Genomic DNA, 22,198 nt, shown 5'->3' on the forward strand with positions numbered 1-22,198 from the left:
CCGCCGCGGTACGGGTGCCCGGGCGCCGCCCCCGCACCCGTACCCCGATGGGCTGCCCCGCCTCGGCGGAAAAGCACACCTCCGGCCCTGTATTCATGCCGGAGGTGACTGGCGGATGACCAGCAGCAGACCGCACACCACGGACGAGCCGTCCCGGCCCCCGCGCCGCCTGGTCCTGGCCACGGTCTTGTCCTCCCTGCTCGCAGGCCCGACGCTGGCCTCCGCGTGAACTGGCCGTCCTGGAGAGCGAGTTGCAGTACGTGAACGACGCGCTCAGCGCTCACCGGATCACGCAGACCTCGCTCCACAAACACCTGTTCACCCAGGACACCGCGGGCATCGACCGCGCGCTCCCCAGGATGACCGGCTCGACAACGCCCTTCATCTTCCAGTCCGTCGGCGGCGACAAGGCTCTGCTCACCGGCGACCTGGTCATGACCGCCAAGGAAGTGCCCGACACCCTCCGGGTACTTCGCAAGGGGCCCGCGAACCCGGTCTGACGCGGACCACAGGACCACAGGACCACAGGCGATCACGCCTCCGCCGTGAGCCCGTTGATCATGCGGTCGAGGAGCCGGTCGAAGACCGCCTCCGGGGACGGGTCGCCGGGCGCGGCAAGCGCCTGGGCGAACTGGGGGTGGTTCCCTCCGGCCATGAGGGCCTGGAGATAACGGGCGTGCGCGTCGCGCAGCTCGCCGGACGTGCGGCCTGCGGTTTCGCTCGCCTGCTCCTGGCCGAGTTCGTACGACACGTAGCTGACGACGAATCCGGTGATCAGGCTGAAGGTCTCCAGCCGGGCCCTGGCGTCCTCGCCCGTCGGGGCGAGTGCCGCGAGGGCGTGCTCCACGACGGCGAGGGTGTTCGGGCCGAGGGTCTGCCGGGCGGTCAGCGCGGCGGGCAGCCAGGGATGGCGCCGCATCATGGCGCGCTGCTCGCGGGCGATCTGCCGGAGGTCGGCGCGCCAGTCCCCGGACGGCTCGTCCGGCAGCCGGTGTTCGCCGCTCACCTGGTCGATCATGAGCTCCAGCAGCGTCTCCTTGTTGGGGACGTAGCTGTAGAGGGACATCGTCCCGGCCCCGAGCCGGGCCGCGACCGCACGCATGGTGACCGCGGCGAGCCCTTCCGCGTCGGCGATGGCGACCGCCTCGGCGGTGATCGTCGCGCGGCTGTGGGCCGGCGGCCTTCCCCGGCGCGGCCGTTCGGGCTGCGCCCAGAGCAGCTCCGGGTCCACACCGGCCTTGCGACCGGGTGAGCCTGCACGGGCCACGGCGACCCCTCCCTTCCTCTGTCTCCATCCAAGCACGAGCTATTCTCGTACGCTGTACGGAAATCATCATCCCGCTATCCGGCGAGTCCGGGAATCGAGGCTTCGCGACCATGCCGATGCGCAGCTCACCTGCACGGAAGCCGCCCCTGCGCACCAGGGCCATGCGCCGGTCCCTGCGCGGCCTGCCCGCCGGGCTCCACGACGTCGCCCACGAGCCCGGCCTCGTCGTGCCCGCCGCCGACGGCAGCCCGCTGCTGACCGACCACTACTTCCCCGTCGCCGACGGCGACTTCCCGACCCTCCTGATCCGCTCGCCCTACGGCCGGGGATTCCCCTGGGCACCGATGTACGGCATGCTCTTCGCCGAACAGGGCTTCCACGTCGTCCTGCAGAGCTGCCGCGGCACCGGAGGGTCGGGCGGCGAGTTCCATCTGTGGCGCAACGAGCCGGCCGACGGGCAGGCCACCGTCGCCTGGCTGCGCCGGCAGCCGTGGTTCTCCGGGGTGCTGGGAACGATCGGCCCCAGCTACCTCGGCTACGTCCAGTGGGCACTCGCCCTGGACCCGCCACCGGAGTTGCGCGCGATGGTGATCCAGGTCGGCATGCACGACCCGCACGGCTTCTTCCACCCCACCGACGCGTTCTCGCTGGAGAACGCGCTCGCCGTCGCCGTCGGCCTGACCAGACAGCACCTCGGCATACCGGCGTTCCTCCGGTCCGCCCTGCGACTGCGGCGTCACCTCGGGAAGGTCACGCGGACCCTTCCCCTCGCGGAGTCCTACGTGCCCGCCCTGGGCGGCCGAGTGCCGTTCCTGGACGGGGCGATGGCGCACCCCGATCCCCAGGACCCGTACTGGGACGGCGCCGACATCGGGGCCGCGGCGGACACGCTGACCGTGCCGACCAGCCTGATCACCGGCCGGCACGACATCTACCTCGACCAGACCCTGCGGCAGTACGGCCGGCTGCGGCGCGCCGGCTGCGAGACGGCCCTGCTCGTCGGCCCGTGGACCCACAACTCGGCCCTGCAGCAAGGCTGGCCCGAGGTCTTCGCCGAAAGCCTCGCCTGGCTGCGGGCCCACCTGTGCGACGACAGGTCCGGGCTGCGCAGGACGCGGGTCCGTGTCCACATGGGCGGCCGGCAGACGTGGCACGACCTGCCCGACTGGCCCCCGGCCACGACCGGCCGCCGCTGGTACCTCGGGAGCGGCGGCACGCTCGATTCCCGGGCGCCCGAGGGCACGACGCCGCCTCTGTCCTTCCGCTACGATCCGGCCGATCCCACGCCGTCCGTCGGCGGCCCCCTGTTGAGCAACAAGGCCGGTCCGCAGGACAACAGCGCGCTGGAGGCCAGGGACGACGTGCTGACGTTCACGACGGAGCCCCTTGCCGCGCCGGTCCGCGTTCTCGGTGCGGCTCATGTGGAGCTGCAGGTCACCACGGACACGGGCCACGCCGATGTCTTCGCGCGGCTCTGCGATGTCGACGAGCGGAACCGCTCGGTCAACGTCTGTGACGGATTGCGGCGGTTGCAGCCCGACGACGGCACTCCGGCCGCCGTCACGGTGCCCCTGAGCTCCACCGCCCACTGCTTCCCCGCCGGGCATCGCATCCGCCTGCAGATCAGCGGCGGCGCCCACCCGCGCTTCGCCCGCAACACCGGGACCGGGGAACCCTCGGCGACGGCCACCCGGCTCGCGCCGGCCGACGTCTCGCTGCACCACCCGTCCGTGCTCGTACTCCCCACTGCGGAAGCCCCGGTGTGACGTCTACCCCCGCCCTGCTACCCCCGTCCTGCCCGGAAGGCCCGGCGGTACGCGCCGGGCGTCGTGCCCAGGGCGCCCAGGAAGCGTCTGCGGAGGTTGGTGGCGGAGGAGAGGCCGACGCGGCGGGCGACGGTCTCCAGCGGGAGGTCGGTCGACTCCAGCAACTCCCGTGCCGCCACGATCCGCTGGGCGAGCAGCCACTGTCCGGGGCTGGTGCCGAGCTGGTCGGTGAAGCGCCGGGCCAGCGTCCGCGCCGAGACGCCCTCGTGCGCGGCCAGGTCGTCGACGGTCACCGGCTCGTCGAGTCTGCCGGTGACCCATTGCAGCAACGGCGCGAGCGAACCGTCGATCTGCGCGGGGTGCGGCGGCGCCGCGTACTGCAGCTGTCCGCCCTCGCGGTGGGGCGGCATGACCATGGTCCGTGCGACGTGCGCGGCGTACCCGGCGCCCTGGTCGGCACGGACCAGGTGCAGACACAGGTCGATGCCGGCACCGGCGCCCGCGCTGGTCGCCACGTCGCCGTGGTCGACGTACAGCACGTCCGCGTCGACCCGGACGGCGGGGAACTGCCGGGCCAGCCCGTCGGCTTGGGCCCAGTGGGCGGTGGCCCGCCGCCCGTCCAGCAGACCGGCGTGCGCCAGCGCGAACGCGCCGGAGCAGATACTGACCACCCGCGCCCCACGCGAGTGCGCGCGGCGCAGGGCCCCGACGACCGCGGGCGAGGGCGGCTCCTGGACGGGCAGCCAGCCCGGGACGACCACGGTGTCCGCCCGGTCGAGCGCGTCCAGCCCGTCGGTCACGAGCATGTCGTACCCGGCGAGCGTCGCGACGGGACCGGGGTGCTCGGTGCACACACCGAACGTGTACCGCGTGGGCAGCCCCTGCCGCTCGATCCCGAACACCTGGGCGGCGCAGGCGAGCTCGAAGGACGACTGCGGAGGGCGGACGAGAGCGACGACGCGATGCATGGCGGGAAAGTACCGCACGATGTCATTCCTGACACTGGGCGGGCGGACGATCACCGGCCAGGCTGGCCTCATGACGAGAGACATGACGGCAGAACAGAAGATGCCGGGCTACGTGTGGTCCGCCGTACAGGACGCCCCGGTCCACGAGATCTTCCCCGGCATCCGCGCACGCCCGCTGTGGACCGGGGACGACGGCGCGAAGGCCCACGTCCTGGAAATGGACCCGGGGACGTGCTGGCAGGGCATCGACGTCCACGAACCGGGCCCCGAGGAGGTCTTCGTGGTGTCCGGCGTCTTCAACGACGGTTTCCGGGACTACCCCGCGGGCTCCTTCATCCATGCCCCCGCGGGTTCCTCGCACATCCCGCAGACGACGACGGGCTGCACGCTGTTCGTCTTCTACCCGGAGGGGTAGGGGGTGGCGAGGTGTGGTCCGTGCGCCTGATGACGGAAACCGATATTCCAGCGGTCTCGGCCGTACGGGTGTCCGGCTGGAAGTCCGCCTACGCCGGAATGATTCCGCAGTCCTATCTGGACGGCATGACCGTCGAGGGGGACATCGCACTGCGTCGGCGACAATTCGCCCGGTTCCGGGGGCGGATGACCAACCTCGTGGCGACCGACGGCCGCGGCGACATCGTGGGGTTCCTCCAGGAGAACGTCAAGGCCCGCCGCTTCTACGAGCGAGCCGGATACGCCTCGGACGGTGCCGTGCAATCCGACGACTACGACGGCGTACCCGTGGCCGAAGTCCGTTATCGCCGCGCGCTGGACCGGGTCACGCAGTGTCCGTCCGTACCGCGGCGACCGCCACCGTCGTGTAGTCCATGGTGAAGCCGCCGCCCATGGCATCGATGGCGGCTCCGAGGCCGTCCAGTACCTTCGTCATGCGGTCCGGGGGGAGCCGGATGAAGGCGCCCGCGGTGGGCATCAGATCCAGCCATGCATCCCGGGTGTAGAAGAATTCCCAGTCGAATTCCCAGAGTTCCGGTTCGCCGAATGCGCCCGTCTCCCGGATCCCGTCGGCCACCCTGGCGAAAACCTTCCGGTACATGTCCGCGGATCCCCGGATCGCCGCCCGGAAGTCGAACGGGACGTCGGGCAGCTCCCGTTCGCAGATCTCGACGACGGCCTCCGCGACATCGGACGGATAGCGGAACACGTTCCAGAAGGGGGCCAGCAGGCCGCCCGGGCGCAGTACCCGGGCGGCCTTGGCCGCGCCCGCGGCCGGGTCGACCCAGTGCCAGGCCTGGCCTGCGACGACCGCGTCGAATACGCGGCCCGCCGGGTCCCATTCCTCGAACCTCGCCACCTCGGCCTCTCCCCCGGCCCGCAGCGCCAGTTCGGCCATGCGCGCGTCGGGGTCGACGCCGAGCACCCTGCAGCCGGCCGCCTGGAGCTGCCGGGTGGCAATGCCCGTGCCGCAGCCGACGTCGAGGACGTCGGGCCCGGTGCCGGCACCGGGCCCGAAGGCGGCGATCCGTGCGATCAGGGCTTCGGGGTAGCGGGGCCGGGCCCGGTCGTAGCGTTCAGCGTCCGCGCCGAACGACTCGGCCACCTCGCGGAGTTGATGGGGGTCGTTCTCTGAAGACCGTATAGTGGGCATGCGCCCACTATGGTGGGCGCATGCCCACTCGTCAACGGGTGGCACCCGAACAGACAGGAGGGACACAGGACATGCCGACAGGGGTGGCCCTGCGCGATGCGCGGGAGCAGCTGTTCGCCGCGGCCGAGCGCATCCTGCTCCGGGACGGTCCGAACGCACTGACCAGCCGTGCGGTCACCACGGAGGCGGGCTGCGCCAAGGGCGTCCTGCACCGGCACTTCGCCGACTTCGACGCCTTCCTCGCCGAACTCGTCCTGGACCGCATCGCCCGGGTCGAGGCCCAGGGCACCGCCCTCTGCGCATCCGCAGGGACCGGCACCGTCACCGGCAACCTCGCCGACGCGCTGACGGAGTTGTTCGGCTCGTCGGTCGCCGTGGGGATCGTCGCCCTGATCACCTTCCGCGACGACCTGCGCGCCCGCCTGCGCCGGAGCAGACCGGCGGGCGTTCCGGTCCTCACCGAGGCCGCGGCCATGATCGCCGCGTACCTGGCAGCCGAGCGCCGGCTGGGGCGCCTCGCGGCCGATGCCGACGTGGACACCCTCTCCCCCACCCTGATCGGAGCCGGACACCTGCTGTTCGCCGACCGGAAAGCCGGCCGGCCGGAGCCCGAAGCCGTCCGCAAGGTCGTGGCCGCGGTCGTCGCAGGCGTGGTGCGGGAGCCGACGCCGTGACGCGCCCGGGGGCTACCGCTCCGCCCCCGCACGCCATGTGACCGCGGCCCCGGACAGCACGACCAGCGCAATCCCCGCTGCGGCCGGGATGGATCACCAACAGGGCGTCCCAGCTGGATGGTTGGGACGTGAGATATCTCGCCCAACAGCCGGGGGCCTGCTCGTTACGGACCAGCAGTCGTCACCTGATCAGTGGCTACTCTGAAGATCCTTACCAGTGATCGACGGCGGTACCGGCGGGCACCGCCACCACTACGCCCCCCACCAAGGCCCGTTACGACATGACGACGTCCATCGCATGGCGGTGGAGTCGGACATCGAGGAGAGGTACGTTCATGCGCGCCCGGAGCATTGCCACGGCCACCGCAACAGCATTGGCACTGTTGGCCACTCGTGACCTTGTCCAGAAAAAGCATGCATTGCTCCGGAACTACCCGGTGATCGGGCACGCCCGGTACCTGTTGGAGACGATCGGCCCGGAGCTGCGGCAGTACATCGTGACCTCCAACGACGAGGAGCGCCCGTTCAGTCGTGACCAGCGCACCTGGATCTATGCGTCGGCGAAGGGGGAGAACAATTACTTCGGGTTCGGTACCGACAACGATGTTGAGCACATGCAGGGGCACGCGTACCTGAAGCAGCGCACGTTCGCCGGCACGCTGCCCGACCTCCACGACCCGCAGGCCGCACTGCCCTCGGCCAAGGTGCTGGGCGGGCCGCGAGGGCGCGCCAAGGCGTTCCGGCCGGCGAGTGTGGTGAACATATCGGCGATGAGTTTCGGATCGCTCTCCGGCGCGGCGATCACGGCGCTCAACAAGGGGGCGGCGCTGGCGGGCGCGATGCAGAACACGGGAGAGGGCGGTCTCTCGCCGTACCACCGCAACGGCGGCGATCTCGTCCTTCAGATCGGTACGGCGTACTTCGGGTGCCGCAACGAGGACGGCAGCTTCAACATCGACAAGCTCAAGGATGTGGTTGCCGGCGCCCCGGTCAAGGCGATAGAGATCAAGCTCTCCCAGGGCGCCAAGCCAGGGCTGGGCGGGATGCTGCCGGGCACCAAGGTCACCCCTGAAATCGCCGAGATCCGCGGCATCCCGCTCGGTAAGGACTGCGCCTCCCCGTCGCGGCACACCGCGTTCAGCGACGTCGACTCGATGCTCGACTTCGTCGAACTGCTCGCCACCGAGACCGGTCTGCCGGTCGGGATCAAGAGCGCGGTGGGAGAGATGGATTTCTGGCAGGAGCTTGCCACGCTGATGGCGCGCGGTGATCGTGGTGTCGACTTCGTGACCATCGACGGTGGCGAGGGCGGCACCGGGGCGGCACCGCTGATCTTCAGCGACTCGATGTCGCTGCCCTTCCGGATGGGCTTCTCCCGGGTCTACGGCACCTTCGCCGAGCTGGGGCTGACCGATGACCTGACCTTCATCTGCTCCGGCAAGCTCGGCCTGCCCGAGAACGCCGCGGTCGCCTTCGCCTTGGGTGCCGACATGATCAACGTGGCTCGCGAGGCGATGCTGTCGATCGGCTGCATACAGTCGCAGAAGTGCCACACCGACAAGTGCCCCACCGGCGTCGCCACTCAGAACCCGCGGCTGGCCCGCGGCCTCGACCCGACCTCGAAGGCCACCCGCGCAGCCGTCTACCTGCGCACCTTGCGCCAGGAACTGCTGAAGGTCTCGGCAGCCGTCGGTGTCGCCCACCCGGCACTCATCACAGCCACCGACGTCGAGATCATGAACGGCGACTACGAGGCCCGCACCTTGGCCGGCGTCTACGGCTACAAGGACGGCTGGGGCGAGCTCGGCCCGCACCTCGCCGAGGAGATCACCGCACTGCTCGCCACCAAGCCGACCTCCGTACAGAGGCCGATCGTCTAACGTGTCGACGGAGGCAAGCACCGCCTCACTGAGCACGCGCGTGGCACCCGCCGCTGTCGCCCTCGTCCCCCTGCCTCACGCACAGTACCTGCCTAGGTGATCACAACATGACCGAAAAAGTGAGATTCCGGAGCATCGTCGGCCCCGAACTGGCCGGAGCAATCGACCTGCCAGACGGCGAGATCCGAGGCTGGGGGATCTTCGTGCACGGATTCACACTCGGCAAGGACTCGCCGGCAGCCTCGCGCGTCAGCAAGCAGCTGGCACGCGAGGGGATCGGAATGCTGCGTTACGACAACCTCGGGATCGGGGACTCCGACGGCGACTGGGGGGACGGCTCCTTCACCGTCAAGGTCCAGGACACGCTCCGTGCGGCAGCCCTGATGGCGGAGCGGGGAACGCCGGCAGACCTACTGGTGGGACACTCATGGGGCGGCGCTGCGGCCCTCGCCGCCGCGGCTGAGGCAACCGGCATCCGCGCGCTCGCCACGATCGGGGCGCCGGCCGAGCCCAGCCACGTCGAGCGACAGTACGACGCGGTCATGGACCGCGTTCTCAGCGAAGGGTCGCACGAGTGGTTCGTCGGCGGGAGGACCCTGGTCCTCAAGCGCGCCTTCGTCGAAGACGTCCGCCATGCTCACCTGCGTGATCGGATACGCGAGTTGACCCTGCCGCTACTCGTCCTGCATTCGCCTACCGACCACACCGTCGACATCGCCAACGCCGGGGAGATCTTCCGCGAGGCTCGACACCCGCGAAGCTTCGTCGCGCTCGAAGGAGCAGACCATCTCCTGACCGCACGAGGACAAGCGCAGCGAGCCGCCCACATCATCAGCGCCTGGGCCGACCCGTACATGTCCACCCCCTCGTAGGGGCCCCAGGGAGTGCTTTTGGGCCCTGCCCGCCCGCCACCACGGCACTTCACCCATCGGCACCATCACCGCCCCCCGACACCGCCGGGCCCGTCGGCTGAAGCGCCGCGCGGGCCCACGCAAACAGGAACCGGGTGCCCTGCTCTTTGTGGCCGGCGTGGTCGGTGCCGTCGAGAGCGAAGTAGCGTATGCAGGCCGCACGCCGACGGGGCCTTGGTTCCCGGTCGGGGTCCTTGTGCCGTCCACCCCGCCCGGCCCGCTGCCGGCCGGGGTGTGGCCGGAGACTTCACGGTCCGACCCAACTGGGAGCCGAAGGATCTGGACCAATACCGGGAATCAGGCCGCGACGAGCTCCTGCTCGCGGTCCGGCGTCTTGACCTTGGGCTTCTTGTTCGGCAGCGAGAGCCGGAAGACCTTGTGCCAGGCGGAGAACACCTGCTTGGGCAGCGGCCCGGTGACGTACTCCAGCTCGTACTTTTCGAACAGCGCGCGCACCTTCACCGCGACCTCGGCGTACCGGTTGCTCGGCAGGTCCGGGAACAGGTGGTGCTCGATCTGGTGCGACAGGTTGCCGGTCATGAAGTGCATGGCCCTGCTGCCGCTGATGTTCGCCGAGCCCATCATCTGGCGCAGGTACCACTGGCCGCGGGTCTCGTCCTTGATCGAGCGGCGCTCGAAGACCTGTACGCCTTCGGGGAAGTGCCCGCACATGATCACCGAGTGGGACCAGATGTTGCGGACCAGGTTGGCGGTGAACGTGGCGGCGAGCGTGGGGAGGAACGACGGGCCCGACAGCAACGGGTGGATCACGTAGTCCTTGAGCACCTGCTTGCGGATCTTGCGGCCCACGGCCTTGGCCCGCGCGCGGAACTCCGGGTCCTTGCGGCGGCGCTTGTGCAGGTTCTTGCCGAGCTCCAGGTCGTACGCCGCGATGCCGTACTCGAAGAAGCAGGCGTTGATGAAGTTCCACAGCGGCTGGCCGAGGTGGAACGGGTGCCACTTCTGGTCCTCGTCGACGCGCATGATGCCGTAGCCGAGGTCGTTGTCCTTGCCGATCACGTTGGTGTACGTGTGGTGCAGCTCGTTGTGCGAGTGTTTCCACTGATCGGACGGCGAGACGTGATCCCACTCCCAGGTGGTGGAGTGGATCTTCGGGTCCCGCATCCAGTCCCACTGGCCGTGCAGGACGTTGTGGCCGATCTCCATATTGTCCATGATCTTCGCCACGGACAGGCCGGCGGTGCCGAGCAGCCACGCGGGCGGGAAGATCGAGAACAGCAGCACGCCCCTGCTGACCAGCTCGAGCTTGCGCTGCGCCGAGATGACCTTACGGATGTAGGCGGCGTCTTTCTCGCCGCGGCTGGCGAGCACCTCGTCGCGGATCGCGTCCAGCTCGCGGCCAAGCTCCTCGATCTGCTCCGCGGTCAGGTGGGCGGTGGGGTCGATGGCGGTCAAGGTGCTCCTACCGTTCGATGTCGCAGGGGCCCGCAGCGGCGGACACGCAGGTCTGGATGAGGACCCCGGGCTCGGCCTCGGTGATCTCGCCGGTGCGCAGGTCGCGGACGGCGCCCGCCTTGAGCGGTGTGACGCAGCCGAAGCAGATGCCCATGCGGCACCCGGAGAGCATGAGCACGCCGGCCTCCTCGCCGATGTCCAGCAACGGCGTGGCGCCGTCCGCGTCGACGGTCTTGCCGGTGGCGCTGAACGTGACCTCGCCGCCGTCGCCTGCGACAACGGTGCTGGGGCGGAAGCGTTCGGTGTGCAGGCGCTCTTGGACGCCGTGCCCGGTCCAGTGCTCTTCGGCGGCGTCGAGCAGGCCCGCGGGCCCGCAAGCCCAGGTCTCGCGCTCGGCCCAGTCGGGCACAAGTTCGTCGAGACGGGCGATGTCGAGCATGCCGTCTGTGTCGGTGTGCACCTCGGTGAGGCGCAGCTTCTTGTCGGCGACCAGGTCGTGCAGTTCGTTGCGGAAGATCACGTCTTGCGGCTGTGGCGCGCAGTGGACCATGACGACGTCGTCGAGCTCGGTCTCGCGCAGCATGCCCATCACGGGCGTGATGCCGCTGCCGGCCGTCAGGTAGAGCACCTTGGCGGGCTTGGCCTGCGGCAGTACGAAGTCACCGGTCGCCTGGTCGAGCTGGATCAGTGTGCCCGGTGTCGCCCTGCGGACCAGGTGGTTGCTGACCTTGCCGTCCGGGATCGCCTTTACGGTGATCGTGACGCGGCCGTCCTGGCGGTTTGACGGCGAGGTGATGGAGTAGGCACGCCACAGGCGCCTCCCATCGACATCGACCCCGATCCGCACATACTGTCCGGCTGTGTGACCGCGCCAGCCCCGTCCCGGCCTGATCACGATGGTCGCGGCGTCACCCGTCTCGGGGTGCACGGCCTCGATGCGTCCGCGCAGGTCAGCGCCCGCCCGCAGCGGGCTGACCAGGTCGAGGTAGTCCGACGGCAGCAGCGGCGTCGTGACCATCTCCAGCAGTTTCCACGCCCTGCTACGGAGGGCTGCACTCGTCATGACCCAAGCTTGCTGTGCCTCAAGGCGTAAAGTCCTGACCGCAGGATGTAAATCTGGTCGGCCGAATTGTTCGCAGGGAACAAAAATATGAGCCATGCAATCCGGAGGGCCAGCGAACTGGCCCTGGATGAGACGACGGTCACCGCACTTCGGGCCGCGCTGAAGACCACCGCCGACGAGGTCGTCCAGGCGATCATCGACGAGGTCCCTCCCTACGCCAACGCCCTCTCGGGCCGCATGGGTGGCACCATCCGCCGAGCCGTCCGCACCGCCCTGGGGCACTACCTGGACCTCGCGAGCGGGAACGCCACAGGCGGCGACGCCGGTGACGCGGCCTACGAGCTGGGCCGCGGCGAGGTGCGCGACGGCCGTTCGATGGACGCCCTGCTCAGCGCCTACCGTGTCGGCGCCCGCGTGGCCTGGCGATGCCTGGCAGCGGGTGCCGTACCCGCAGGTCTGCCCGCCGCCGAAGTCGCCAAGTTCGCCGAGCTGACCTTCGCCTACATCGACGAGCTCTCCGCCGCCAGCGCCGCGGGCCACGCCGACGAACTGGCCGCCCGGGGCCGGGCCCACGAGCGCCACCTGGAACAACTGGCCCGCGATATCCTCGCCGGCGCGAACCCGGATGTGCTGCTGGCCTCTGTTCAACGGGCCGGGTGGCAGCCTCCGGTTTCGCTGACCGCGGTCCTGCTGCCCGCCGACCAGGCCCGGCCTGCCTACCGCGCGCTCGACCCGAGCACCCTCGTCCTGGACGATCTGCCGGACGCCACCGGTGTGCTGCTCGTCCCCGACGCCGACCGGTCACTTCTCCTGCGGCAGCTGACCGACCGCACGGCCGTGGTCGGCCCGGCCCGGCCATGGACTCGTGCGTCCGCCTCGTACGCCCGAGCCGTGCGTGCGCGCTCCCTCTCTCCTGATATCCGCGACACCGAGGAGCACCTGCCCGAGCTGGTGCTGAGCGCCGACGTGGATGCGTTCGCAGACCTGCGCGCCCGAGCCCTCGCACCGTTGCGGACCTTGCCTGTCGCGACCGCACAGCGGCTGGAGGAGACGTTGCGGGTGTGGCTGCTGCACCAGGGCAGGCGGGAGGAGGTGGCGGCGGAGTTGTTCGTCCATCCCCAGACAGTCCGGTACCGGATGTCGCAGCTGCGGGAGCTGTTTCCGGATCTCGCCTCGCCGCACCGGGTCCTTGAGCTGACGCTGGCGGTGGGTCTTCGGGCCGGCTGACGTGTACCGCCTGCCTCAGTCCTGCCGGTGGCCACGCAGGACGAAAAGGGAGCGGACCTGGCGAAGCCGGTCTCCCAGTCGGTGTCGGTCATCTCCCGCCCGGCGGGGGTGAACCAGACGATGTCCTTGTTCTCGGTATGGGTGTCGTCCGAGGTGCGCCCCTTGAAGAACCGCCGTCGGCGGAAGACCGGATGATCGCGGCGCAGGGTGATCAACTTGCGGGTGAAGTCCAGGAGTTCACCGGCTTGGGTGACATCGGTCCAGTCCATCCAGGTCAGTTCGTTGTCCTGGCAGTAGGTCGGCACGGGACTTCGCGACCGGATCAAGATCGGGGCCGGCGGCAAGATCGCCACCGGGGCCGACCTGGTCAAACGCCTGGTGCAGGGCGCCGATTACGGCAACTCCGCGCGGGCGATGATGTTCGCGCCCGGCTGCATCCGGGGCCCAGCGGTGCCATACCAACACTTGCCCCAAACCGGTGTCACCGCCCAGGCTGCTCCCCGAGCCGCCCGCCGACTGGGAGGCCGCCGACCCGGACCGCTTCAACGTCTGAGCCGTGGCCGCGACTTGTCGCTTGTGAACCGTGAACCGGAGCTGTAACCGGAGGACTTCCATGGCCCGGTCCGTCGCCGGTACCGCCGACCTCGCGTACCCGTCCCGTGCGATCCGCGCCTCCCTGCGCCGCCGGCCGATCCCGCACGCGACCCCGGAGAAGCGCGACCAGGCCGGCTCGGCCGAACCGGTCACCGACCCGCAGCGACACCTCCTCCGGCTCCCTCGCCCGGACATCCGGCCGTACATCGTCTTGCCTGATTCAGCACAACAGCGATCACGCGCCGCCGGTCACGGACTTCAGCAACATGACGCCCCGTCAGCTCGCTAGGCCCACAAACAGCTGTGACCTCCAGAAACGGGGGAACTGTAGCTGGAGTACCAGGAGCCTAAGAGTGGTATGCCCGCTCCTCCCCGATTGCCGGCGCCCGGCATGCGTATGGGGCCCGGCCGTCAGCTCGGCCGGGCCCCATACGGGCTGCGGGGGTAAGTGGCCGTCAGATCACCATCGATACCAGCGGCCTCGGCCGCCACCGGCTGTGGTGGAGCGCATGACGAAGCCCAGGAGCCAGATCACCAGGACGGCGACGGCGACCCACCAGAGAATTTTGATGGCGAAGCCGGCACCGAAAAGGATCAGTGCGAGCAGTAGAACGAGCAGCAAGGGTCCCATACTCATCAACCTCCTGGCCGCACATATGCCCTGCCATTTCGACTTCATTCATTACCGGGAGCCGATGGTGAGTAGTGGTGGTGAACTGTGTTTGTGGGGGCGGGCTCGGGGCAGATGCGGGTTACCGCGACAGCGGCACACGATCTATCGGAGGTGCTCTTCCATGACTGCCGGCGAGAAGGTCAAGGCGAAGACCGACCAGGTCAAGGGCAAGCTGAAGGAAGCCCTGGGAAGGACCGTCGGCAATGAGCGCATGACCGCCGAGGGAGAGGTGGAAAGGCGCATGGGTGATGCCCGTGAGGCCAAGGAAAAGGTGAAGGACGCATTCAGGCCCTAACGCCGCCTTCTCCTCCGAGAATTCGGCAGCGACAAGGGGCCTGCTCGCCGCGAATGCAGCGTGAATACGGGCAGGCCCCTTCAGGGGTATCACCCAGGACCCGAATCGGAATACTGAATTCCGTCCCGTCGTCGGCGCGACCGGGCCGGCCGGGGTGCTGGGCAAGAGGCGCACGGGCCCCGCGCGCCATCGGGCGATCTGGCACATTGGCGCAGGACGAGGCGGACGTGGGGGGAGACCATCCGCGGCATGGACAGTGCGGACAATCACAGGGCACGGTGGTGGGCGGCGCTGCGCAGGACGCCGGTGGCCATGTGGAACAACGACATCACGGACTGGGCTGCCGCGCTGACCTATTACGCGGTTTTGGCCTTGTTTCCGGTGCTGCTGGTGATCCTTTCGATCCTGGGTCTGACCATGCCCACGGCCAAGCCGGAGGTCATCGACCATATGGCGCAGGCCGCCCCGGCCGCGTCCCGCGCGCTGCTGCGCAGCACTTTGCGCCAGATGTCCGGCCAGACGTCAGCGGCATGGACGCTGCTCTTCCTCGGCGGGTCGGCGGCACTGTGGTCGGGATCCAGCTATCTGAGCGTCTTCCGCCGAGCATTGCACGCCATACACCGGACCAGTGCACATCGGCCGGTCTGGCGCACCGCGCCGCGCATCGTCGCCACGGCCCTGGTTCTGGTCCTGCTGCTTCTCACCTCCGCCCTGGCGTTGACCCTCACCGGCAGCCTGGCCCGCCGACTGGGCCGGGTACTGAATCTGGGCACCGCTCCGCAAACCGTCTGGGACGCCTTGCGGTGGCCGGTCGTGGCCGGCGTCGCCGTCGCCTTGGTGCTCGTCCTGTACCGTTCGGGCCCCGCGCCCTCCCGGCCGCTGCGGAAGATGGCGCCCGGCGGCGCACTGGCGGTAGTGCTCCTGCTGGCTGCCTCGCTGGGGCTCGCCGTCTACACCTCTCATGTCAGCACCTACAACCGTCTCTACGGTTCGCTGGGAGGCGTCGTGGTCTTCCTGATCTGGCTATGGCTGTCCAATCTGGCACTGCTGAGCGGCGCCCAGTTCAACGCGGAGTTGGCGCGGCCTGCGCAAGAGGGATGACCGGTTCGGCTTCAGACCGTGTCCTGTCGGGGAGTTCGAGGAGCCGCGAAGATCAGCGCGATGAGACAGGTGAGGGAGGCGGAGAGGATCACGAGACGCCTATGGGGGTGTGCGGGTGAAGGAGCTGGCGGTGTTCGGCGCCCAGGTCGGCGAAGTGGGCAATCAGGTCCGGGTTGTCGACGGCGGAGGGGGTGAGGACCTGCTCGGCGGGAGCGCCCTGGAGAACCCGTTTGACCGGGACCTCGAGTTTCTTGCCGGTCTTGGTGTGTGGGATGGCCGGCGCGGCGATCCGCACCCAGACGTCGTCGTGGGCCGGATCGACGGAGCCGTGGCGGTAGGTCAGCAGGCGGGCCGGGCCACTGGCAGCGAGGGAGCACAGACTGGTGGAGTCCATGCCGCCGGAGAGGCCGTCGCCGATGGTGCCGCCGTCGTGGATGCGCGCGGCGACCGCGGTGGTCAGCGCGTTGCGTACGGCGTCGGCGGCCTCGTCCAACGGCACTTCCGCAGGCGGTGGTTGCCAGCGGCGTACGGTCGTCGCGCCGCCGTGCGCGTCGAGTGCGATGCCCGAATGGCACGACCTGATCGAGCAGTCCGGCTGGAACGACTGACGACTCCGGTTGCGCCGGTCCATCAGGCCGCGTCGAGCACCGGGAGCAGCTGCGGTCGTTTGGCCGTGCGGCCGGCACCGGACGACTGGCCGCGGAGCCGCCGGACGAGCCAGGGGGCGAGGAAGGCGGCGGCCCAGCGCAGTTCGGCCGTTGCGGCCTGCCACCCGGTGGGGGCGGGGTGGGCCGGAGGGGGCAGCGGGTGCGTCCAGGAGTCGTCGGCGCCGGGGAGTCCGAGGGCATGGGCGAGGGCGGCGGCGATCCGCTGGTGACCGAGCGGGCCGGCGTGCAGCCGGTCGGGGCTCCACAGGCGGGAGTCGGTGACGACGGGGTGGTGCGCGGCCTCGGCGACGGTGACGCCGTGGCGGCGCGCCGCCTCGCGGATGCGGCGGTTGAGGGCCGTGACGCGCGGGCCCAGCGGACGGGCCAGGGGGGCTATGCGGGCCGGGTCGGGGAAGGTGAGGGTCGCGACGCGAGCCCCCTCGGCGGTGAGCGCGGCGAACATCGCCTCCAGGTGACCGGCCGACTCGTCGGCGTCGAACCGCGGTCTGAGCAGATCGTTGAACCCGGCGACGACAGTGGCCAGATCGGGGCGCAGCGCAAGGGCCGGGGCGAGCTGCTGGGCACGGACCTCTTCGGCGACGCGGCCTCGTACGGCCAGATTGGCGTAGCACAGGCCGGGGTTGTGGCCGGCGAGGTGTTCGGCGAGACGGTCGGCGAAGCCGCGCAGGCCCGTGGTGTCGTCGCCGTCGCCCAGTCCTTCGGTCTGGCTGTCGCCCAGGGCGACGTAGCGGGCGTACCGGGGGTGTTCAGTGGCGGGCACGGACCGTCTGCCTCTCCCTCAGGACAGTGATCGTGCGTGCGCACCAGTCGCGGTTGCCCTGCTCGAAGGACAGGCCGCGCAGGCCGGTCAGGTACGGGCCGATACGGTCGCCGTGGCGCAGGAACTCGTCCTCGGTGCGATCGCCCCGCATGCTGCGCAGCAGCTTTCCGAACAGGTCGATCTTGGCCTGGGCGAAGGCGGCGCGCTCGGTCAACTGCTCGATCAGGACGGCCGTGTCGACGTGGTCGGCGGCGCGGACCTTGACAAGGAGGTCGTCGCGGACGAAGGAGGGCTTCGCCGAGGCGGCCGCGAAATCCTCCAGTTCCGCCAGACCGGCGTCGGTCACGTGGAACAGGCGCTTGGTGGGCCGTGTTTCCTGGACCACCTCGCGGCCCACGACGAGCCCGGCCTTCTCCAGCCGGGTGAGCTCGGCGTAGAGCTGTTGCGGCTGGGCGTACCAGAAGTTCGCCACGCCGACGTCGAATGCCTTGGCCAGCTCGTAGCCGCTCAGCTCTCCGTCGAGCAGTGCCGCGAGAACGGCGTGCCGCAGCGCCATCGGATCGCCTCCTTCCGTTCCGGGTCCGGTCCGGTCCCCCTGTTGCCGGACACCCTCCCCATGCTACTCATAAACATGACTAGTCACATTCATGACTGTGTGCCATGCAGAGAGGTGCCATGACCACCGCAGACCGCTTCCGCGCCGCCGTCGACAACCGTGACCACGCGGCCCTGGAGGACCTGTTCACCGAGGACATCCGCTTCTACAGCCCCGTGAAGTTCACACCGTTCGAGGGCAGGCCGCTGGTGCTGGGGCTCTTCGGGGTCCTCCTGCGCACCTTCGAGGACTTCCGCTACATAGGCCAGTACACCGGCACTGCGGAGACCGGCACCGACGGCACCCCGGCCCCGTCGGCGGTGCTGGTCTTCCGGGCCGCCGTGGGTGGCAAACAGATCCACGGCATCGACCTGCTGCACTTCGCCGACGACGGCCGGATCAAGGAGTTCACGGTGATGGTCCGGCCGCAGTCCGCCGTCCACGCCCTGGGCGAGGCGGTGTTCGCCGGTCTGGCGGCGGACGGCCTGGTGCCGGACGGCCGTTGACCGATCACAGGGACCGGGACCGGGTCACAGGGACCGGGACCGGGCCGCTTCGCGGAACAATTCCCGCGCGGCGGCCAGGGCTTGGGCCAGAGCTTCCGGCTCCGGCCGCAGGCCGGCCACGATCGCGTCGACGCCGCGCAGCCCCGCCCGGTCCAGCAGCCGCTTCTCGTTGGTGACCCACTCGCCGCGCGCCGCCAGCACCGCGTGCGCCGTCTGCAGGGCGGCAGTGGCCAACGCACCCGCCACCTCCGTGGCCCGGCCGCGCCGGACGTAGGCGCCCTCGGCGTACTGGAGCGTCAGGGCCGCCCGGCCCCGCCACACCGGCGGGGCCGCCGCGCGCAGCGCATCCGGATAGCCGGGGCGGGGCAGCGTGCCGCGCAGCACCCGGTTGACGGCGAGTTCGGCGACGACCAGGTAGCTGGGGATGCCCGCGAGGTGGAACATCAGCGGCTCCCAGTGGAAGCGTCCCTCCCGGGCTTCGCCGAGTTCGTGTTCGACGACGTCGAGGTCACGGTAGTGGACGTCGACGTGCCGGCCGTCGATCGTGAGCCAGGCTCCTCCGTTGAAGACGCCTCCGCCCCAGGCGCCGATCCCGGATACCTCGCCGTCCCAGCCGACGGCACGCAGGTCGGCCGGATCGAAGCCGCCGCGGTAGTACACGGCCATGTCCCAGTCGCTGTCCGGCGTCTCGGTTCCCTGCGCGCGCGAGCCGCCGAGCGTGACGGCGTGCACGGCGGGCAGGCCGGCGAGGGTGTCGGCGACGCGGTCGAGGAAGAGGTCGTCGTTCACAAAGACTCCTTGTGACGTCCTGGCGGGCTTGGGCGATCGCGTCCCAAAGGGGCGCGGAGCGGTCACGGCAACAGGACCGAGGCGTGCACCTGATGCAGATGGACGACCACGTCGTACCCGCGCCCCAGCGCCAACGGCGGCGCGGGCCGGTTCGGGTACCGGCCGGGGATGACGAACGTCGGCCGGGCCGTGTTCAGCCAGTCGCGTACGACCCGGTCGCGGCCTGCCGCCCGCAGGTCGACGTAGAAGTCGCGGTGGCGGACCTTGTCGAGGACGTACTCGTTGCTGCCCGGCGCGGCCGGACCGACCGGGAAGACCCCGGTGCCGCCGGTCGCCGTCCGGGCGCGGTAGTCCCCTTCGTAGAGGGACGTGCCGACGGCCAGGTATTTGCTGCCGATGAGCTCGCGCAGGGCCGCGCCCGTGGTGACGGGGTAGTACGCGGGCATCACGGTCTCGTAGGAGATGTGGCCGTCGTGGGCGGACACGACGACGCGGTCGCCGGTCTGCCGCTGCCACCACACGGCGATCTCCGCCATGACGCGGTCGCGTTGGCGGCCCATGGCGGCCGCCTGGGCCGGGTCGTCGACGTCGAAGGTGTAGGACGTGGCCAGTTGGGAGATGATCCAGGCCTCTTCCCGCACCCAGGGGTCCTGCCGGTCCGCCGTGGCCAGGAGCCGGTAGGCGGCTTCGGCGTCCTCGGCGACGGCCTTCCGCTCGGCGAGCGGCAGGGCGTTGTGCGCGGCCATCCGCGTGGCGACCCCGCCGGGCAGGGCACGAAGTGCCGCGTAGCGGCGGCGCAGTTCGGGTACGAGGCCGGGTTCGTGGGCGGCCGCCCAGGTCAGGATGCGTTCGTACTGCTCGGGGCCGGCGTCGGAGAAGTCCATGCCCAGGACGTGGACCTTGTGGGCGCTGGTGCGGTTGTGCTCCCGCATCCAGCGGAACATGGTGAGGAGTTCGTCGGTGTTCAGCAGCAGGTAGCCGTCCTGGAACTCCTCGCGCATGATCTGCTGCGGGTCGCCCTCGCCGGTCAGGACGTACGTGTTCAGCCGGGCCGCCGCCGACCAGCTCATCTCGGTGGCGAGGGCGGAGAATCCTTCCCGCTCGACCAGGTGCCGGAACAACCGGTCCTTCACGGTGAACACTTCCCTGGAGCCGTGCGAGGCCTCGCCGAGGCCGACGACCGTCGCGCCCCGGGTCATCGCACCGAACGCGGCCAGGTCGTTCCCGGAACCACCGGGTTCCGTGCTGCGCAGCGGGTGGGCGTGCCGCTGCAGTCCCGCCACCACCGCGCGGTCCGAGGCGGCAACGGGGGCGGTGGAGGAGCCGGCCCGCGGCCCGGCCGCCGCCGTCGCGGAGGCGGCCGGGATCAGGAGTGCTGCCAGGGCGAGGACCACGGCGGCAGACGTACGGCGTAACGTCACTTGCATCATGCAGGTGTTATATCCGGTGACTTCTGTGGCTGTTGTGGCGGGCGCCCGCCGATGACGGTCACTGCCTCGGCACCTGCGCGGCAGCCGTGGCGTGCGGCGGTGACAGGATCGTGGCCCGCCAGCCGGGCCGCCAGGTACGCCCCGGTGAAGGCGTCGCCGGCTCCCGTCGTGTCCACGGCGGTGACCGCCTCGCCCGGCACCCGGCCGACGACCGTGCCGGAACGGGCCACCATCGCGCCGCGTGGGCCGAGTGTGGCGACCACGAGCGGAAAGTCCCGGCTCAGCTTCGCCACCGCGTCCGTGGAATCCGTCAGTCCGGTGAGGAGTTCCGCCTCGTCACGGTTGGGCAGGAGGACGTCCGTTCCGGCGACGGCCGTCAGAAAGCGGTCCACCCCGAAGCGGGCGATGAAGCCCGCCGAGGCCGGGTCGACGCTCACCGGAACGGACCGGGCACGGGCCGCGTCCATCGCCAGCCGGGCGAGCGCGCGGCTCGCGTCGGCGAAGAAGAGGTAGCCGGAGATGTGCAGTTGGCCGGCTCCGGACAGCAGGTCGTCCCTCCAGTCGGCGGCGGACAGGCGCAGCACCGCGCCGCTGTCCGTGAGGAACGTCCGCTCGCCGTCCGCCCCGACCATGGACACGACCGTGCCGGTGGGGACGTCGGGATCGGTCACCAGGTGCGGGCGGACACCGGCCGCGCGGAGCGAGCGCCCGTGCCAGCCCGCCGCCTCGGCCCCCACCCGGGCGAGGATGCGCACGTCGGCGGTGCCCGAACGGGCCGCCCAACAGGCGGCGTTGGCGCCCGCGCCGCCCGGGAGGGTGGTGATGCGGGCCTCGGTGTCGGTCGCGGGGGCGAGCGGTGTGCGGTGGCGGGCGACGACATCGGTGACCACGTCGCCGACGACGAGCAGCGCCCCGCCCGGGCCGCCCGTCATGACGCCGACGCGTACGCCACGGCGACCTCGGCCGCCAGTCGCACATTACCGCGCACCGCGGCCACGTTGGCCTCCAGGGATGCGCCGCCCGTGTGCCGGACGAGGTGGTCGAGCAGGAAGGGGGTGACCGCCTGGCCGGAGACGCCTTCCCGCGCGCAGGCCTCCAGCGCCCCGGCCAGCACGCGGTCGTGCAGCGCCGGGTCCAACTGCTCCGCCTCGGGCACCGGGTTCGCGACGACCAGCGCCGAGGGCGGGCCGCCGAGCACGTCCTGGGCGCGCAGCACGGCGGCCACCTCCTCCGCGGACCCGGCCGTCCAGTCGACCGGTTCGCCGGAGCTGCGCAGGTAGAAGCCCGGGAACTGCGTGGTGCGGAAGCCCAGTACGCCGATGCCCAGCGTCTCCAGGCGCTGCAGGGTGGCCGGGACGTCCAGGACGGACTTCACCCCCGCGCAGACCACGGCGATCCGCTCGCGCGCCAGAAGGCGCAGGTCCGCCGATTCGTCCTGGGTGTGCGTCCACTCCCGGTGCACCCCGCCCAGACCTCCCGTGGCGAAGACCCGGATCCCGGCCCGTGCGGCCAGGAACGCGGTCGCGGACACCGTCGTCGCGCCGCTCGCGCCCGCCGCGACGGCCGGTGCCAGATCCCGGTGCCCGAGCTTGCGGATGCCGTCCTCGCCGGCCACCCGCGCCAACTGCTCCTTGTCCAGGCCGATACGGGGCCGTCCGTCCAGCACGGCGATCGTCGCGGGAACGGCGCCGCCGGCCCGTACGAGCTGCTCCAGCTCCTCCGCCACTGCGAGGTTCCGCGGCCTCGGCAGTCCGTGGGCGATGATCGTCGACTCCAGCGCGACCACCGGCCGCCCGTGGTCCAGCGCCTCCCGCACCTCGTCCGACACGGCCGGCAGTCGCCCGGCCGGCACCTCTCGCTTCTCCGGCATCGCAGGTCCCTTCTGTCGCACCACGCATGGCACTGCTCGCTGGATCCCTGGCGGCACGGAGGCGATTCCAAACCCGTGAGGCCGGAAGCCTCCGGCACCTTGGCCGACGAGCCCCCGGCCCCCGGGCGGGGAGCTCGTC

The 22,198-nt window shown here is 70.6% G+C and carries 24 protein-coding genes and 1 pseudogene; 12 read left to right on the forward strand and 13 right to left on the reverse strand.

All coding sequences use genetic code 11. The features are described 5' to 3' along the window. The first annotated feature begins 260 nt into the window (after positions 1-260). A complete protein-coding gene (locus HG542_RS22930; protein WP_229922862.1) occupies positions 261-500 on the forward strand; it encodes a DUF1259 domain-containing protein in 240 nt (79 codons plus the stop codon). A gap of 32 nt (positions 501-532) precedes the next feature. Here the strand turns inward: HG542_RS22930 and HG542_RS22935 are convergent, their stop codons facing one another. Next, positions 533-1,267, reverse strand: a complete 735-nt coding sequence (locus tag HG542_RS22935; RefSeq protein ID WP_373313203.1) for a TetR/AcrR family transcriptional regulator — start codon at positions 1,265-1,267, stop codon at positions 533-535. Between the two features lie 110 nt (positions 1,268-1,377). On the opposite strand from HG542_RS22935, the gene HG542_RS22940 reads away from it, so the two are divergent. Further along, positions 1,378-3,033 (forward strand): CocE/NonD family hydrolase, encoded by a 1,656-nt coding sequence (locus HG542_RS22940; protein ID WP_229922852.1) that lies wholly within the window; start codon positions 1,378-1,380, stop codon positions 3,031-3,033. Positions 3,034-3,050: 17 nt separating this feature from the next. On the opposite strand, the gene HG542_RS22945 is transcribed toward HG542_RS22940, so the two are convergent. Next, a complete protein-coding gene (locus HG542_RS22945) occupies positions 3,051-4,001 on the reverse strand; it encodes a GlxA family transcriptional regulator (protein ID WP_171084436.1) in 951 nt (316 codons plus the stop codon). A gap of 70 nt (positions 4,002-4,071) precedes the next feature. Between HG542_RS22945 and HG542_RS22950 the strand changes: the two genes are divergently transcribed. Further along, positions 4,072-4,416, forward strand: a complete 345-nt coding sequence (locus tag HG542_RS22950; RefSeq protein ID WP_218039072.1) for a cupin domain-containing protein — start codon at positions 4,072-4,074, stop codon at positions 4,414-4,416. 29 nt (positions 4,417-4,445) lie between these two features. Then, positions 4,446-4,835 carry a hypothetical protein gene (locus HG542_RS22955; protein ID WP_229922863.1) on the forward strand — a complete coding sequence of 130 codons (390 nt, stop codon included), beginning with the start codon at positions 4,446-4,448 and terminating at the stop codon, positions 4,833-4,835. Here HG542_RS22955 and HG542_RS22960 read toward each other — a convergent pair. Continuing rightward, positions 4,780-5,607, reverse strand: coding sequence for a class I SAM-dependent methyltransferase (locus HG542_RS22960; protein ID WP_171084438.1), 828 nt, complete (start codon positions 5,605-5,607; stop codon positions 4,780-4,782). The genes HG542_RS22955 and HG542_RS22960 overlap by 56 nt on opposite strands. Before the next feature lie 71 nt (positions 5,608-5,678). On the opposite strand from HG542_RS22960, the gene HG542_RS22965 reads away from it, so the two are divergent. From HG542_RS22965 to HG542_RS22975, 3 genes are all read left to right on the forward strand, one after another. Beyond that, positions 5,679-6,281, forward strand: coding sequence for a TetR/AcrR family transcriptional regulator (locus tag HG542_RS22965; RefSeq protein ID WP_171084440.1), 603 nt, complete (start codon positions 5,679-5,681; stop codon positions 6,279-6,281). 335 nt (positions 6,282-6,616) lie between these two features. Beyond that, the gene (locus HG542_RS22970) at positions 6,617-8,161 is read left to right on the forward strand and encodes an FMN-binding glutamate synthase family protein (protein ID WP_171084441.1); all 1,545 of its coding nucleotides are present in this window, start codon (positions 6,617-6,619) and stop codon (positions 8,159-8,161) included. A gap of 107 nt (positions 8,162-8,268) precedes the next feature. Beyond that, positions 8,269-9,033, forward strand: a complete 765-nt coding sequence (locus HG542_RS22975) for an alpha/beta hydrolase family protein (protein WP_171084444.1) — start codon at positions 8,269-8,271, stop codon at positions 9,031-9,033. A 336-nt stretch (positions 9,034-9,369) separates the two neighbouring features. Here the strand turns inward: HG542_RS22975 and HG542_RS22980 are convergent, their stop codons facing one another. Next, positions 9,370-10,488 carry a fatty acid desaturase family protein gene (locus HG542_RS22980; RefSeq protein WP_171084446.1) on the reverse strand — a complete coding sequence of 373 codons (1,119 nt, stop codon included), beginning with the start codon at positions 10,486-10,488 and terminating at the stop codon, positions 9,370-9,372. A 7-nt stretch (positions 10,489-10,495) separates the two neighbouring features. Next, positions 10,496-11,551, reverse strand: a complete 1,056-nt coding sequence (locus HG542_RS22985; RefSeq protein ID WP_171084447.1) for a ferredoxin reductase — start codon at positions 11,549-11,551, stop codon at positions 10,496-10,498. Between the two features lie 87 nt (positions 11,552-11,638). Here HG542_RS22985 and HG542_RS22990 point away from each other — a divergent pair, with 87 nt between their 5' ends. Both HG542_RS22990 and HG542_RS22995 read left to right on the forward strand, forming a co-directional pair. After that, positions 11,639-12,778, forward strand: coding sequence for a PucR family transcriptional regulator (locus HG542_RS22990; protein WP_171084450.1), 1,140 nt, complete (start codon positions 11,639-11,641; stop codon positions 12,776-12,778). A 297-nt stretch (positions 12,779-13,075) separates the two neighbouring features. Beyond that, a pseudogene (locus HG542_RS22995) lies at positions 13,076-13,318 on the forward strand (glutamate synthase-related protein); the annotation flags it as partial. 514 nt (positions 13,319-13,832) lie between these two features. Here HG542_RS22995 and HG542_RS23000 read toward each other — a convergent pair. After that, positions 13,833-14,003, reverse strand: coding sequence for a hydrophobic protein (locus tag HG542_RS23000; protein WP_109280356.1), 171 nt, complete (start codon positions 14,001-14,003; stop codon positions 13,833-13,835). A gap of 163 nt (positions 14,004-14,166) precedes the next feature. On the opposite strand from HG542_RS23000, the gene HG542_RS23005 reads away from it, so the two are divergent. Both HG542_RS23005 and HG542_RS23010 read left to right on the forward strand, forming a co-directional pair. Next, positions 14,167-14,340 carry a CsbD family protein gene (locus HG542_RS23005; RefSeq protein ID WP_171084453.1) on the forward strand — a complete coding sequence of 58 codons (174 nt, stop codon included), beginning with the start codon at positions 14,167-14,169 and terminating at the stop codon, positions 14,338-14,340. A 249-nt stretch (positions 14,341-14,589) separates the two neighbouring features. After that, positions 14,590-15,441, forward strand: coding sequence for a YihY/virulence factor BrkB family protein (locus HG542_RS23010; RefSeq protein ID WP_171084455.1), 852 nt, complete (start codon positions 14,590-14,592; stop codon positions 15,439-15,441). A gap of 88 nt (positions 15,442-15,529) precedes the next feature. Here the strand turns inward: HG542_RS23010 and HG542_RS36305 are convergent, their stop codons facing one another. Genes HG542_RS36305 through HG542_RS23030 form a run of 3 tightly spaced genes read right to left on the reverse strand, consistent with a single transcriptional unit; the run spans position 15,530 to position 17,425 of the window. Continuing rightward, positions 15,530-16,072 (reverse strand): asparagine synthase-related protein, encoded by a 543-nt coding sequence (locus tag HG542_RS36305; RefSeq protein ID WP_176606867.1) that lies wholly within the window; start codon positions 16,070-16,072, stop codon positions 15,530-15,532. Further along, complete coding sequence (locus tag HG542_RS23025; protein WP_171084457.1) at positions 16,072-16,869, reverse strand: SGNH/GDSL hydrolase family protein; 798 nt, start codon at positions 16,867-16,869, stop codon at positions 16,072-16,074. The genes HG542_RS36305 and HG542_RS23025 overlap by 1 nt, the downstream gene beginning before the upstream one ends. Further along, positions 16,856-17,425: a PadR family transcriptional regulator gene (locus tag HG542_RS23030; protein WP_171084459.1), complete on the reverse strand. Its 570-nt coding sequence runs from the start codon at positions 17,423-17,425 to the stop codon at positions 16,856-16,858. The genes HG542_RS23025 and HG542_RS23030 overlap by 14 nt, the downstream gene beginning before the upstream one ends. A 119-nt stretch (positions 17,426-17,544) precedes the next feature. Here HG542_RS23030 and HG542_RS23035 point away from each other — a divergent pair, with 119 nt between their 5' ends. Continuing rightward, positions 17,545-17,970, forward strand: a complete 426-nt coding sequence (locus HG542_RS23035; RefSeq protein WP_171084461.1) for a nuclear transport factor 2 family protein — start codon at positions 17,545-17,547, stop codon at positions 17,968-17,970. Between the two features lie 24 nt (positions 17,971-17,994). On the opposite strand, the gene HG542_RS23040 is transcribed toward HG542_RS23035, so the two are convergent. The 4 genes from HG542_RS23040 to HG542_RS23055 form a co-directional block, all read right to left on the reverse strand. Continuing rightward, positions 17,995-18,759, reverse strand: coding sequence for a nucleotidyltransferase domain-containing protein (locus HG542_RS23040; protein WP_171084463.1), 765 nt, complete (start codon positions 18,757-18,759; stop codon positions 17,995-17,997). 62 nt (positions 18,760-18,821) lie between these two features. Continuing rightward, positions 18,822-20,180 carry an erythromycin esterase family protein gene (locus HG542_RS23045; RefSeq protein ID WP_171084465.1) on the reverse strand — a complete coding sequence of 453 codons (1,359 nt, stop codon included), beginning with the start codon at positions 20,178-20,180 and terminating at the stop codon, positions 18,822-18,824. Positions 20,181-20,185: 5 nt separating this feature from the next. Next, positions 20,186-21,121: a carbohydrate kinase family protein gene (locus tag HG542_RS23050; protein ID WP_171084467.1), complete on the reverse strand. Its 936-nt coding sequence runs from the start codon at positions 21,119-21,121 to the stop codon at positions 20,186-20,188. Beyond that, positions 21,118-22,059 (reverse strand): pseudouridine-5'-phosphate glycosidase, encoded by a 942-nt coding sequence (locus HG542_RS23055; RefSeq protein WP_171084469.1) that lies wholly within the window; start codon positions 22,057-22,059, stop codon positions 21,118-21,120. The genes HG542_RS23050 and HG542_RS23055 overlap by 4 nt, the downstream gene beginning before the upstream one ends. Positions 22,060-22,198: the final 139 nt, after the last annotated feature.

The sequence above is a fragment of the Streptomyces morookaense genome, from assembly GCF_013030945.1.
GTDB lineage: Bacteria > Actinomycetota > Actinomycetes > Streptomycetales > Streptomycetaceae > Streptomyces > Streptomyces morookaensis.